The organism is Pseudomonas sp. D4002 (assembly GCF_013385665.1).
Taxonomy (GTDB): domain Bacteria; phylum Pseudomonadota; class Gammaproteobacteria; order Pseudomonadales; family Pseudomonadaceae; genus Aquipseudomonas.
Window position 1 is genome coordinate 114,756 of sequence record NZ_JACAPN010000025.1, and the last position, 13,309, is coordinate 128,064.

At 61.9% G+C, this 13,309-nt stretch carries 16 protein-coding genes; 4 read left to right on the forward strand and 12 right to left on the reverse strand.

Annotated elements, in window-relative coordinates; all coding sequences use genetic code 11:
- From HX824_RS19655 to HX824_RS19665, 3 genes are all read right to left on the reverse strand, one after another.
- Positions 1-363, reverse strand: a complete 363-nt coding sequence (locus tag HX824_RS19655; protein WP_102368307.1) for a 5-carboxymethyl-2-hydroxymuconate Delta-isomerase — start codon at positions 361-363, stop codon at positions 1-3.
- 70 nt (positions 364-433) lie between these two features.
- The gene (locus HX824_RS19660) at positions 434-1,621 is read right to left on the reverse strand and encodes a low temperature requirement protein A (protein WP_177050409.1); all 1,188 of its coding nucleotides are present in this window, start codon (positions 1,619-1,621) and stop codon (positions 434-436) included.
- A 26-nt stretch (positions 1,622-1,647) separates the two neighbouring features.
- Positions 1,648-2,583 carry a LysR substrate-binding domain-containing protein gene (locus tag HX824_RS19665; RefSeq protein WP_003211897.1) on the reverse strand — a complete coding sequence of 312 codons (936 nt, stop codon included), beginning with the start codon at positions 2,581-2,583 and terminating at the stop codon, positions 1,648-1,650.
- A 61-nt stretch (positions 2,584-2,644) separates the two neighbouring features.
- Between HX824_RS19665 and HX824_RS19670 the strand changes: the two genes are divergently transcribed.
- Complete coding sequence (locus HX824_RS19670) at positions 2,645-2,890, forward strand: hypothetical protein (protein ID WP_023659101.1); 246 nt, start codon at positions 2,645-2,647, stop codon at positions 2,888-2,890.
- Here the strand turns inward: HX824_RS19670 and HX824_RS19675 are convergent.
- From HX824_RS19675 to HX824_RS19700, 6 genes are all read right to left on the reverse strand, one after another.
- The gene (locus tag HX824_RS19675) at positions 2,845-4,176 is read right to left on the reverse strand and encodes an MFS transporter (RefSeq protein ID WP_102604245.1); all 1,332 of its coding nucleotides are present in this window, start codon (positions 4,174-4,176) and stop codon (positions 2,845-2,847) included. The genes HX824_RS19670 and HX824_RS19675 overlap by 46 nt on opposite strands.
- A 59-nt stretch (positions 4,177-4,235) precedes the next feature.
- The gene (locus HX824_RS19680; RefSeq protein WP_003211904.1) at positions 4,236-5,558 is read right to left on the reverse strand and encodes an MFS transporter; all 1,323 of its coding nucleotides are present in this window, start codon (positions 5,556-5,558) and stop codon (positions 4,236-4,238) included.
- Between the two features lie 75 nt (positions 5,559-5,633).
- Complete coding sequence (locus tag HX824_RS19685; protein ID WP_003211906.1) at positions 5,634-6,512, reverse strand: SMP-30/gluconolactonase/LRE family protein; 879 nt, start codon at positions 6,510-6,512, stop codon at positions 5,634-5,636.
- A 69-nt stretch (positions 6,513-6,581) separates the two neighbouring features.
- A complete protein-coding gene (locus HX824_RS19690) occupies positions 6,582-7,514 on the reverse strand; it encodes a 3-keto-5-aminohexanoate cleavage protein (RefSeq protein WP_008437904.1) in 933 nt (310 codons plus the stop codon).
- Positions 7,515-7,596: 82 nt separating this feature from the next.
- The gene (locus tag HX824_RS19695) at positions 7,597-8,385 is read right to left on the reverse strand and encodes an SDR family oxidoreductase (RefSeq protein ID WP_087692590.1); all 789 of its coding nucleotides are present in this window, start codon (positions 8,383-8,385) and stop codon (positions 7,597-7,599) included.
- Positions 8,382-9,104 carry a GntR family transcriptional regulator gene (locus tag HX824_RS19700; protein WP_003211913.1) on the reverse strand — a complete coding sequence of 241 codons (723 nt, stop codon included), beginning with the start codon at positions 9,102-9,104 and terminating at the stop codon, positions 8,382-8,384. Before HX824_RS19700 ends, HX824_RS19695 begins: the two co-directional genes overlap by 4 nt.
- Before the next feature lie 134 nt (positions 9,105-9,238).
- Here HX824_RS19700 and HX824_RS19705 point away from each other — a divergent pair, with 134 nt between their 5' ends.
- Positions 9,239-9,631, forward strand: coding sequence for a VOC family protein (locus HX824_RS19705; RefSeq protein WP_177054958.1), 393 nt, complete (start codon positions 9,239-9,241; stop codon positions 9,629-9,631).
- A 120-nt stretch (positions 9,632-9,751) separates the two neighbouring features.
- Here the strand turns inward: HX824_RS19705 and HX824_RS19710 are convergent, their stop codons facing one another.
- Entirely contained in the window at positions 9,752-9,898 is a 147-nt protein-coding gene (locus tag HX824_RS19710; RefSeq protein ID WP_166742144.1) for a hypothetical protein, read from the reverse strand.
- Positions 9,899-10,096: 198 nt separating this feature from the next.
- On the opposite strand from HX824_RS19710, the gene HX824_RS19715 reads away from it, so the two are divergent.
- Complete coding sequence (locus HX824_RS19715; RefSeq protein WP_003211917.1) at positions 10,097-11,389, forward strand: MFS transporter; 1,293 nt, start codon at positions 10,097-10,099, stop codon at positions 11,387-11,389.
- A gap of 12 nt (positions 11,390-11,401) precedes the next feature.
- Positions 11,402-12,160 carry a substrate-binding domain-containing protein gene (locus tag HX824_RS19720; protein WP_087692592.1) on the forward strand — a complete coding sequence of 253 codons (759 nt, stop codon included), beginning with the start codon at positions 11,402-11,404 and terminating at the stop codon, positions 12,158-12,160.
- Here HX824_RS19720 and HX824_RS19725 read toward each other — a convergent pair.
- Entirely contained in the window at positions 12,152-13,054 is a 903-nt protein-coding gene (locus HX824_RS19725; RefSeq protein ID WP_008437881.1) for a LysR family transcriptional regulator, read from the reverse strand. The genes HX824_RS19720 and HX824_RS19725 overlap by 9 nt on opposite strands.
- Positions 13,051-13,296 (reverse strand): hypothetical protein, encoded by a 246-nt coding sequence (locus tag HX824_RS32645; protein ID WP_008437880.1) that lies wholly within the window; start codon positions 13,294-13,296, stop codon positions 13,051-13,053. Before HX824_RS32645 ends, HX824_RS19725 begins: the two co-directional genes overlap by 4 nt.
- Positions 13,297-13,309: the final 13 nt, after the last annotated feature.

The window sequence follows — 13,309 nt, forward strand, 5'->3', positions numbered from 1 at the left end:
TCAGCCGATGGTGACTTTGCTGTAGGACTCGCGATCCATATCGACCAGCAAGACACTGAGCTGCACCTGCAGGTCTGCAGGCCAATCGCCCAGGTCCTGCAGCGCCGCCAACAGGCTTTCCGACAATTGCTTCTTGACCTGCGGTGAACGCCCGCTAAGCAGCGACAGCTTGACCGCGATAAAAGCGCGCGGGCTGATGGACGTGCCAACCTGGAATGTCTCCACCTTCAGCGCGCGGCTTTTGATATCGAACTCGGAACCGAACTGCCCGGACGCCATCAGCACGTTGTTGAGCCGCAACAAGGTTTTCTCAACGGCCAGCTCTGTGAGATTGGCGGTGTATTCCAGATGCAGATGCGGCATGAAAGGCTCCGAGTTGTTGTAGGAAAAGAGTCATACATATAGCACGGGGCCGGGCGGAATCAGACCGCTTTCAGTGTGAAACTTCGGTCAGGCTGTGCAGCGAGCGATTTTCCCAGATCGCCACGATCACCAACACCGCCGACGTCAACGCCCCCAGTACCAACGCCGAAAACACCTGCTGCAATCCCAGCGGCAGCAACACCAGTAACATCAGCAAGCCGCCCAGGTGCGAAAACGGTGGCAACGGCCGGTCGCTCATCACCCACTTGAACAGCGCACTGCCCAGCAGGAACAACCACGGGCCGGCGATGATCGCCACCACGCCCGCCTGGCTGGCATGCCCCGGATGCACCAGCACCAGTTCGTCGGCCACGGCGCTGACGATAATCCCGGCGACGATCAATACATGCAGGTAGGTGTAGGCGATCCGCGCCTGACGGCCCGGGTCGGCAGAGCTGGCAATGCGATGGTGGGCGCGCTCGGCGCCGCTGTCGAAATAGATCCACCACAGGGCGATGCTGCCCACCACTGCCACCAGGAATGCCGCCAGCCCGTCCACGCTCCAGGGCAGTTCGGCGAAGGTCGCGCCGGTCACCAGCAACGACTCACCGAGGGCGATGATCACAAACAGGCCGCAGCGTTCGGCCATGTGGTTGCCTTCCACATTCCAGTCCGCAAGCGTCGAGGGCCCAAGCCCGGGCACCCAGAAATACACCGACGGGGAAATCAACTCGATCAACAGCGCCAGGGCCCAGAAGGCCAGGCGCTGCTCGCCTTCGAGCAGCGCACCGGTGATCCAGAACACCCCGGAAAACAGCATCCACGCCAGGATCCGCTGGAAATTGCGGGTCATGTTCAGCGACTCGCCGCGCACCGCCCACAACGCAAACAGCGTGCGTCCTACCTGCATGAACACATAGGCGCCGGCGAACAACAGCCCGCGATCGGTAAACGCCTTGGGGATCGACGAGGACAGCAACAGGCCCGCCACCATCAACCCGAACAGGCCGATGCGGATCGGGATTTTTTCCGGGTCCAGCCAGTTGGTGACCCACGAAGTGAAGATCCACACCCACCACACCGCGACCATCATCAACGCCACCTGCACGGCACCGCCGATGGACAAGTGGGCGAGCAGCGAATGGGACAACTGGGTCACGGCAAACACGAACACCAGGTCGAAAAACAGCTCGACCATGCCAACCTTGCCGCTGTCATGACTGCCGCGCCCACGCAGCAAGGAACGGGATGGGGACATGCCTGGATCTCCCTGAAGGTTTTATCTCAAGATTTGGGTGCGACCACCGGCAGCATGTCCCGCTCGCTCATGAACGCCTCCAGCCGCGAACGCATCCAGCGCTCCGCCGGATCGGTGTCAACGTGGCTGAGCCAGACCATCGACAAGTCCAGGGTCGGGGTTTCGAACGGGAACGGTTCACAGAACAGATTGCCTCCGGCGGCCATGGCCTGGGCGGTGTAATCCGGCAGGCTGGCGATCATGTCGGTGCCGGCGAGCAGCGCCGGCAATGCGCTGTATTGCGGCACCGAGAGCACCACGTGGCGCTTGCGACCGATTTCCGCCAGCCACTCATCGGCAAACCCGGACACGTTGGCGGTGTGGGACACCAGCACATGGGGCCGTGCGCAATATTCGTCGAGGGTCAGGGGTTTGTCCGAGGCATCCGCCCGCAGCAGGCACGGGCGGATATGCCGCAATAATTTGCGCTTGGCATTGGCCGGCAGGCCGCGGGTCTGGGTGATGCCGACGGTGATATCCCCGGAACCCAGCAGGTCCGGGATGCGCCAGTAATCCACATGCTGCACCACGAACACCACCTGCGGCGCTTCCTGGCGCAAGGCCCGCAGCAGCGGCGGCAGCAGGCCGAACTCGACGTCATCGGACAGGCCGATGCGAAAGGTCATGGTGCTGATGGACGGGTCGAAATCGTGGGTCAGGCTCAGGGCCGACGACAAGGAGTCGAGGGCCGGCGACAGGTGCTTGATGATTTCCTCGGCCCGCGCGGTAGGTTCCATCCGATGGCCGACACGAATGAACAGCGGGTCATTGAACAACGTACGCAGGCGGTTGAGGGCCGAACTGATGGTGGGTTGCCCGAGAAACAGCTTCTCCGCCACCCGGGTCACGTTGCGTTCGAGCATCAAGGTTTCAAAGACCACCATCAAATTGATGTCGGCCTTGCGTAATTCATTGCGATTCATCGGCGACCGCCCCACTGCCCTGGATAAGTCGCAGTTTAGAAACACCCGGGGCCCTGCGTCTATGCGCACACTGTTCAACACGGGCCTTTGGGACTATAAAGCAGCTTCCAAGGCTTGCGAGAACACCATCGTGCTGGTCATTTCTGCCTTGAGCGTCCTGGTTGCCGGGATTTTGCTCTGGGCCATCAAATTCATCGCTCATCCCACCGCCAGGACACTGTTACGGGTATTTGTCGGTTTGTGCCTGGCGGCAGTCGTGGCTTACCTGGTGCTGGCTTCGGGGTTTCCTACCTCGTTGCTGGTGTGACCGGGCTCCTGCTCCTGCCCCTGACGCAAACGCAAGGCGGCCAACGCGGCCACCACCAGCACCACGGCAATCACTTTCAAGCCATTCGTGGCATTGCCGGTGCTCATCTCGATCGCGCCCATCACCGACGGCCCGACAAACCCGCCGAGCAATCCGCAGGCATTGACGAAGCCCAGCCCGCCCGCCAGCGCCACGCCCTTGAGGCGCGAGGCCGGGTAGAGAAAGATGATCGACTGCACCACAAAGAACATCACCGCCGACAGACAAAAGCCCAGCAGGCTGAACACCGGCCCCGACACCGAGGCAATCCCCAGCCCCAACGCCATGGTCAGCAAACCGGTAATCAACAGCCGCCGGGCACGGGTGGGCGTGGTCGCAAAGCGCGGCAGCAGCACAGCGCCGGCCGCTGCGGCAATCCACGGCAATGAGGTCAGCAAGCCGACGCTCATGGTGCTCAATTCACCGTATTTGCTGATGATGCTCGGCAGGAAAAAGATCACGGTGTAGATGGTGATCTGATGGCAAAAATACACAAAGATCGCCAGCAGGATCTGCGGTGTCAGCCAGTTCTTCAGGGAATGCCCGCCCTCGCCTGCGCCCTCTTCGGTCTCCATCGCGATGCGCTGTTCAATCCCGCGCGCCTCTGCGGCCGAGAGCCATGGCGCCTTGCTCGGACGGTCCGGCAACTTGCACCACACCACCCAGGCAAACGCGACTGCCGGCAGCCCTTCGAGCAGGAACATCCACTGCCAGCCGTGCCAGCCGAGCAGCCCGTCCATGCGCATCAACGCCGCGCCCACCGGGCCACCGATGATGTTGGCAAAACACACGCCGAGCAGGAAATACCCGGTAGCCCGCGCCCGTTGCTCGCGGTTGAACCAGTAGGTGAGGTACAGCATCACCCCGGGAAACAGGCCGGCTTCGGCAATGCCCAGCAGCAGGCGCAGGATATAGAACGAGGTCTCACCCTGGACGAACGCCATGGCCGCCGAAATCAGGCCCCAGGTCACCATGATCCGGGCGATCCAGAACCGCGCGCCGACCTTGTGCATGATCAGGTTGCTGGGGATTTCCGACAGCGCATAGGTCAGGAAAAACAGCCCGGCGCCCAGGCCATAGGCCGCTGCTGAAATTCCCAGGTCAACGTCCAGGTGGTGCTTGGCCAAGGCGATGTTGGTGCGGTCCAGGAAACTCAGCACGTAGGCGATGATCAGCAAGGGCATCAGCTTGACGAACATCAGTTTGTTCAACTCCCGTGGTTCACGGGCGGTGTTGGCAGTCTTCATCGGGCAATTCCTCTTGGCGCCCCGCCAGCGCAACGGCTGGGGGACGCATCGGTGTTGTTCTAGGGTTCGAGTTGCGCAACCAGCGCCGGCGGGCGATGGGAAAACAGTTGCAGCAGCGCCCCGCCCAGGGCACAGCCGGCCATCACGAAGAAGCACACCGTGTAGCCGTGCAAGGTGGTCCAGCCGCCGCCCATGGCAATCAGGCTGCCCATCAGCACCGGCGCCAGGCCGCCACCGATAAACATCGCGGTGGTGATGATGCCGTTGGCGGTGGAGGTCGCCGACGGCTCGGCCGAGTCGCAGGCCACCGCGTAGTAGATCGGCCACACCGCGTTGGCCACCAGGCCGAACAGCAGTTGCACGACGATGATCAGGGTCAGGGTGTTGGCGAAGTAGAACGCACCGACACTGGCGGCCATCCACACCCCGCAGATGATCAGGGTGACGCGCCGGCCAATGATGTCCGACAGCGACGGCCACACCAGTTGCCCGAGAATCCCGGTCAAGGTGAACACCACGCTCATCCCCGCCGACTCGGCCAGGGACAGCCCGGCAATGTTGTACAGGTAGGCCGGCAGCACGATGTTGACGCCCATGTACACGACTTGGGTCAGCATCGTATTACCCGCCGTCAGGGCGATATTGCGGTTGCGCAACGTGGCGATAAACGTGCGCCAGGCGTGGCCCTTCACTTGGCTGGCCGGTGCGTTGTCCGGCGGGGTCATGCCCTTGGCGGCGATGTCGACGTACAGCGCGGTGATGCGTTCGGCGGTGGAATACCGCGCCCAGAAAATCATCAGCGGCAACGCCACCACAAACGCGAAGAAGAACACGTAGCGCCAGTTGTCTTCACCGAAGGTGCTGATGACAAAGCTGGCGACGATGCCACTGAGCATGGCGCCGATCGGGTAACCGGTGTGGTGCGCGCCAAGGGCAAAACCACGACGCTCCACCGGCCACCATTCGGCGGTGTTGCTCACGCCCACCGGCTCGCCCCAGCCTGCGCCGAGGTTGACGCCAACCCGCAGCGCGATAAAGGTCGCGAGGTTGCCGCTCAGGGCCTTGAACCCGGAGAGGAACGAAATAGCCGTGTAGCCCAGCACCAGCGGCACCTGGAACCGCGCACGTTTCCAGCCACCGCCGTAGCGGTCACTCCACATCGAGCCGGGAATATCCAGCAGGGCCAGGGCCAGCATGATCACCGTGGCCATCGTGCCCCACTGGTCGGCCGACAAATCGAAATGCTTGGAGATGGTCGGCCCCAGGCGCAGCACGATCTCACGGTCGTAGGCGTTGAGGATCCAGATCATCCAGCACACCAGCAGCGACACCCAGGAGTGCCGGTGAATACTGCGCAGCGAGGCTTTTTTCAAGGTTGCCATGGGTTTCTCCAGGCGCGCGAGGGCGCGCACTGACACAAGGTTGCGAAAGGAAAGTGCCTTGTTGAAAAAAACGCGCTAGCTGGCGAACCGTCGCTCGGCTATTCCTTGCACGCCCAGCCCGGTGATCGCAAAAAGCGCCCCGCGCTGCTGACCGTCGGCCGGGAAACGCGGCAACGGTGGCTTGGCCATGGAGGTGACAAACAGGGTGTCCAGGTTCGGCCCGCCAAAGGTCAGGCTGGTGACCTTTTTCACCGGCATCTGGATGATCCGGTCGACCTGGCCGTCGGGCGTGTAGCGCACCAGTTTTCCGGCATAGACCAGCGCCTGCCACAGGCAGCCTTCGGCATCCACGGTGCAGCCGTCGGCAGCGCCACCGCCGCTGGTATCGACCTTGGCGAAGGTGCGTCGATTGCTCACCGCGCCGCTGGCTGGGTCGTAGTCATAGGCCCAGATCTCGCCGGACCAAGTGTCGCAAAAGTAGAACGTATCGCCCGCCGGGCTCCAGCACGGACCGTTGGACACGATGATGCCTTCGTCCAGGGTGTGCAGGCTCAGGTCCGCGTCGAGGCGGTAGAGTTTGGCGCTGGCGCTGTCTTCGAGGGTGTCCATGGAGCCGAAGACAAAGCGCCCCTGGCGGTCGACCTTGCCGTCGTTGAGGCGGTTGTTGGGCAGTGCGGGTTCCGGGTCGATCACCAGGGCCAGTTCGCCGCTGTTGAGGTCGAGGAGGTGCACGCCGTTTTGCAGGGCGACGATGGCTTGCTCGCCGCTATGGCGCAGGGCCATGGAGCCGATTTTCTGGCCCACATCCCAGGCGCGCAATTCGCGCCCATCCTCGGTGCAGCGCAGGATCCGGCCGTCGGCGCTGTCGATCCAGTACAACCGTTGTTGTTCGACGTCCCACACCGGGCCTTCGCCCAGGGTGGTCTTCACGTCCACAAGCACTTCGATACGCATGGTGTTATCCCCTTTTTTGTTGTTGTGCGGGATGGGCATGGCCGCGCCGTGACGCGGCCGGTTTATCACTTAGAAATTGACCTGGTCACGCCCCTTGAGCCCGAGGATTTCCCGCGCTTCATCCGGCGTGGCGACCTGATGGCCGAGGGCTTCGATCACTGTGCGAATGCGCCGTACCTGGTCGGCGTTGGACGCGGCCAGTTTGCCCGGGCCATCCCACAGCGAATCCTCCAGGCCGACCCGGGCGTTGCTGCCCATGGACAGGCCCATGGTGGCCAGCGGAATCTGCCCACGGCCGGCGCCGAGGATCGACCACACGTAGTCGTCGCCAAACAGGCGGTCGGCGGTGCGGCGCATATGGGCCAGGTCTTCCGGGTGCCCGCCGATGCCACCGCGCAAACCGAATACCGACTGGATAAACAACGGTGGTTTCAGCAGGCCGCGCTCCAGGAAATGGGCGGCGGTGTACAGGTGGCCGATGTCGTAGCACTCGATTTCAAAACGGGTGCGGTTCTCGGCGCAGGAATTGAGGATGTGGGTAATGTCGCGGAAGGTATTGCGAAAGATCCGGTCGTCGCTTTCTTCCAGGTACGGACGCTCCCAGTCATGCTTGAACTCGGTGAAGCGGTTGAGCATTTCGTACAGGCCGAAGTTCATCGAGCCCATGTTCAGCGAGGCCAGTTCCGGCTTGAACTGCATCACCGGTTGCAGGCGTTCTTCGACGCCCATGGTCGGTGCGCCGCCGGTGGTGATATTGATCACCACGTCGCTGGCGGCCTTGATGTGCGGCAGGAATTCGGCGAACAGCGCGGGGTCCTGGCTGGGACGGCCATCGATGGGATCACGGGCATGCAGGTGGACAATGGCGGCGCCGGCTTCGGCGGCACCGATGGCGGCGTCGGCAATTTCCTGCGCGGTGATCGGCAAATGCGGCGACATCGACGGCGTATGGATGGCACCGGTGACGGCGCAGGTGATGATCACAGGACGATTTTTGGACATGACGATTCTCCGACTTTTATTCTTATGAAAAAAATACCGGGTGTAACTTGTGTGTTCTTCCCTGGCTTAACGCTGACGCGGCCTACAGGTACTCGACGTTACCGTCGACACTGATCGCCTGGCCGGTGACATTGCGGGCGGCAGGCGAGCAGAGAAACAAGGCCATGGCCGCGACGTCTTCGGCGGTGACCATGCGCTTGAGGGAGATCTTGTTCAGGTATTCCTGGCGCATCTCGGCTTCCGGCACACCGACCTGTTCGGCACGGGCGCGGATCACGCCGTCCATGCGCGGGCCTTCAACGATGCCGGGCAGCAAGGCGTTGACGCGGATGTCGCTTTCACCCAGCTCCGAGGCCAGGGATTTCATCAGGCCGACGATGGCCCATTTGGTCGCCGCATACGGCGTGCGCCAGGCGTAGCCGAGGCGCCCGGCGACCGAGGCGATATGCAGCAGATGGCCGTGGGACGATTCCTTGAGCATCGGCACCGCGTGGTGGGCAAAGCGGTATTGCGCCGTCAGGTTGATATTGATCGTGGCTTGCCACTCGGCATCGCTGATGGCGTCGATGCCGCCGGTGGGCCCGGCAATCCCGGCGTTGTTGACCAGCACATCCAGCCCGCCGAATTGCTCGCGCTGCACCTGGAACACCGCCTCGATCTGCGCGGCATCGCTCACGTCGGCACGGGTGGCGACAGTGCCCGGGTACTTGTCGCGAAACGCCGCCAGGGCCGCTTCGCTGACATCACACACATGCACCTTGGCACCCGCCTCCAGATAGGCCGCCGCCAACACTTCACCGATGCCGGCAGCCCCGCCGGAAATCAACACACGTAACCCAGGATAGGGCTGCAGCCGCTGTAGGACACTCATGCACGTTTACCTCCTGAAACAGACGACCGCGAACGGTCGTTCTTGACGAGCAGGCGCGCCAGGGAATCGGCGGCCTGCATGATGTCATCGGTCACGGCCGCGCGGGCACCGGCACCATCGCGGGCGGCCAGGGCTTCGACGATGCGCGTATGCGCCTCCATCGAGCGTTGCAAGTGAGCTTTATCGGGGGCGACCAGGGCAAAACACGGGCCCATGTGCAGCCAGAAGTTTTCCACGGCGGCCATGGTCAATTCGGCCTGGGCGACGGCATAGATCCGACGGTGAAAGGCGAAGTTGGTCCACAGGTAGCGGGAAACGTCGACTTCGTCGGCGGCCTGTTGCATCTGTTGGCAGAGGTCGGAGATTTCGTCGAGGTCGGCTTTTTCCAGGAGCAATACGGCCTTTTCTGCCAGCAAACCTTCCAGGGCGACCCGCGCATCGCGGATTTCCCGCAGGCGTTCGACCGTCATCATGCGTACCCGCAGACGAGAGGTTTCGGTGACTTCAAAGGCGTTTTCGGCGCTGAGGCGCTGGAGGGCTTCGCGCACTGGCATGGGGCTGGAGCCGAGGGCTTCGGCGAGGCCGCGGATGGTGAGTTTCTGGCCGGGCTGGAAACGACCACTCATCAAGGCTTCGCGGATCTGGCGATAGACCTGGTCTTGCAAGGTATCGCGGGACACCTGGCGCAAGGTGGGAAGGAGAAGCGGGCCATCTGTCATGAGTCAAAACCTGTGTTGTCGTTCTTATGGCTCCAATATGTGATCACAAATCAAATATGTCAAATAGTTTCCCGTTGACGGTATGCACGACGCTGACTCTAATGAGCCCTTTCTCCAGCAAGGACCGCTGAACCATGAAATTTGCCTACACCATCGTCTACGTCCCGGACGTCGCTGCATCCCTGCAATTCTTCGAAAAAGCCTTCGGCTTCAGTCGCCGTTTCCTGCATGAATCGGGGACCTATGGCGAGTTGGATACCGGTGATACCACCCTCTCTTTTGCAGCGCATGAGTTGGGCGAGATGAACTTCAAGGGCGGGCATGTGGAGGCGCATGCTTCACAGCAACCGCTGGGGATGGAGTTGGGGTTTGTTACCAAGGATGTGTCAAAGGCTCATGCCAGAGCGCTGGCCGAGGGTGCGACAGAACTTGCTGCGCCGAGCACCAAGCCTTGGGGGCAGGTGGTGTCGTATGTGCGGTGCCCGGATGGGACGCTGGTGGAGTTGTGTACGCCGATTCAAAACTGAAGAAACACTGTAGGAGCGAGCTTGCTCGCGAAGGTCGTTAACGATAACGCGGGAAATCAGGTGCCCCGCGTCGCCCTCAGGTTTTTCGCGAGCAAGCTCGCTCCTACAGGAAACAAGGACTCAAGGCTTGAGCGGGCGCTCCTGGTCACGCTCGGACAGTTCCGTGCCATCGTCCGGATGCTTCCAGGTCTGCGGCTTTTCTTCCTCGCGAAGCTTCCTCGCCCGCTCCTGCTCCAACTCTTCGCGCTGCTTCTGTTCGTTGCTCATACCCACCTCCCATCCGTAAGAATTGGACACACTGGGCAAGCATAGATGAGGGAGCGGTTTTGTGTGCATCCGGCAATTGATAACCACGACGCATCAATACATGTAAACAACTCACTTATCATTTCCAAATGTGTCAGCCACTATCCGCGGTCTTAAGCGAAACAAGCACTTTAAAAAGAACGCTGGAGACACAAGAAAATGCAAAACCCTTCACGGCCTGACTCTGCCCGCTCCAAAGTCGGCGCGGTCTTTCGCGTCACCTCCGGCAACTTTCTCGAACAGTTCGACTTCTTTCTGTTCGGTTTCTATGCCACCTATATCGCCGCCGCCTTCTTCCCTGCCGCTAATGAATTTGCGTCATTAATGATGACCTTCGCCGTGTTCGGCGCGGGCTTTTTGATGCGTCCGCTGGGGGCTATCATCCTCGGCGCGTACATCGATGATGTGGGCCGTCGCAAAGGCTTGATCGTGACCCTGGCGATCATGGCCAGTGGCACCCTGCTGATCGTGCTGGTGCCCGGCTATCACACCATTGGTTTGTGGGCACCGCTGCTGGTGCTGATGGGCCGGCTGTTGCAAGGTTTCTCGGCCGGTGCCGAACTGGGCGGCGTGTCGGTGTACCTGGCCGAAATGGCCACCCCGGGCCGCAAGGGTTTCTATACCAGCTGGCAATCGGGTAGCCAGCAGATCTCCATCGTGGTCGCGGCCGCCCTGGGTTATGGCCTGAACCAGTGGATGGAACCAGCCGTGGTTGCCGATTGGGGCTGGCGCATTCCGTTCGCCATCGGCTGCGTGATCATCCCGTTCATCTTCGTCCTGCGCCGCAACCTGCAGGAAACCGAAGAGTTCGCCAACCGCAAGCATCGCCCGACCATGCGCGAAGTGCTGGCCACCCTGGTGAAGAACTGGACCATCGTGATCGGCGGCATGATGATGGTGGCGATGACCACCACGGCCTTCTACCTGATCACCGTGTACGCACCCACCTTCGGCAAAACCGTACTCAACCTGACCACCGCCGACGCCCTGCTGGTGACCCTGCTGGTGGCCGTGTCGAACTTCATCTGGCTGCCCATCGGTGGCACCCTCAGTGACCGTTTTGGCCGCAAGCCGGTGCTGATCGCCATGACTGCTTTGACCGTGCTGACCGCTTACCCGGCACTTTCCTACGTGGTCAATGCGCCAAGCTTCGCGCACATGCTGGAAACCCTGCTGTGGTTCTCCTTCCTCTACGGCATGTACAACGGTGCCATGATCCCGGCCCTGACCGAGATCATGCCGGTGGAAGTGCGTGTGGCGGGCTTCTCCCTGGCCTATAGCCTGGCGACCGCGATCTTCGGTGGTTTTACCCCGGCGATTTCCACCTGGTTTATCCACGAGACGGGCGACAAGGCATCGCCCGCCTACTGGCTGATGTTCGCCGCGCTGTGCGCCCTGTGCGCGACGTTTGCGCTGTATCGCCGCGCCAGCGCCCGTCTGCAAGTTGCCTGAGGAGTCGCACTGATGAACCCCATGCTGAAAACACTGGCGGTACTGGCGATCGGTTCCCTGGCGATGGTCGCCCACGCCGAAGAGCTGAAAGTCATGACCTCCGGCGGCTTCACCGCTGCCTACAAGGTGCTGGGTGCGCAATACGCCACCCAGAGCGGCGACACCCTCGACACCATCCTCGGCCCGTCGATGGGCAAGGCGCCGGAAGCGATTCCCAACCGCCTGGCCCGTGGCGAACACGCCGACGTGGTGATCATGGTCGGCTACGCACTGGATGAGCTGATCAAGCAAGGCAAGGTCGACAAGGCGTCCCGCGTTGAACTGGCGGACTCGCGCATCGGCCTGGTGGTCAAGGAAGGCGCGGCCAAGCCCTCGATTGCCACCGATGCCGAACTGAAGACGGTACTGACCAACGCCAAATCCGTCGCGTACTCGGACAGCGCCAGCGGCGTCTACGTCGAAAAGGAACTGTTCAAGAAGCTCGGCATGCCGTCCAAGGGCACCATGATCGAACGCATCCCGGTGGCCTCACAGGTGGCCAAGGGTGATTATGAAGTGGGCTTGCAACAGGTGTCCGAACTGCTGCCGATTCCAGGCGTGACCTACGTCGGAAAGATCCCCGAAGACGTGCAGTCCGTCACCCGTTTTGCCGCCGGCATTCCGGTAAATGCGCAGCACCCCGCGCAGGCGAAAAAGCTTCTGCAATTCCTCGCCTCGCCCCAGGCGCAACCGGTGGTGCAATCCACCGGCCTGGATTCGGTCTCACACTGACCGGAACGGCATCTCCCGCGTCAACCGCTCCAGTTCCAGTGCCGCCGGCGTCAACGTACGCCCGCGGCGCTTGATCAACCCCACGTTGCGCACCACCTCCGGCTCCACCAGCGGCACGCTCGTCAGAATCGGATGTTCGCCGCCCGGCATCGCAATCGACGGCACCATCGCCACCCCAAGCCCCGCCTCCACCAGCCCGATCATGGTCGTCACGTGATGGGTTTCGCAGATGCTTGGTTTCTTCACCCGCACGCCGCGCAGGGCCTGGTCCAGCAGGAAGCGGTTGCCTGAGGTCTTGTCCACGGTGATGTAGTCGTGCTCGTACGCCTCGGCCCACGTCACACTGGCGCGGTCCGCCAGCGGATGCTCCCGGCGACAGGCCAGTACATAACGCTCCTGCAACAGCAGCTCGAACTCCACCCCGTCTGCCAGGCTGCCGCTGAAACTCACGCCGAAATCCGCCTCGCCACTTTCCACCGCCGCACACACCTCACCCGCACTCGCGTCCAGGACCCGCAGGCGAATCTTCGGATAGAGCTTGTGGAATTCGGAGATCACGTGGGGCATGAAGTAGTACGCGGTGGACGGCACACAGGCGATGGTGACATTGCCCATGCGAGTCGAGGCGACGTTGCTGATGCCCATCAGGGCGATGTCCAGGTCATCGAGCATGCGCTCGACTTGCGGCAGGAACGCGCGGCCGACCATGGTCAGGCTGACCCGGCGCGTGGTGCGTTCGAAGAGTTTGACGTCGAGGGCGGATTCGAGCTTCTCGATACGCCGGCTGAGGGCCGGCTGGGAGATACGGATGGCTTCGGCCGCCGCACGGAAACTGCCCTTGTCTACGACGGCGCGGAAGGCCTGGAGGTCGTTGAGGTCGAAGTTGATGATCATCGAGTGGGCCGTTGGGTAGTCGCGGGAGAAAAACGCTCAGATGCAAAAAACCCAGCAACAGGCTGGGTTTTTCCGGTATCTGCCGTATACAAAAATCCTGCCTCTGCTAACAGCTCAGTGAGCTGGGCTTGATCATAGGTCTCGGGTATTAGGGCGTCAATTGTCGCAAAACTGGCATCAAGCTTCACACGCTCGCTGGCACCGTCAAAACCCTTGATCAGCAGGTCTACGTGAATCTGCACACCGTATAAGCGT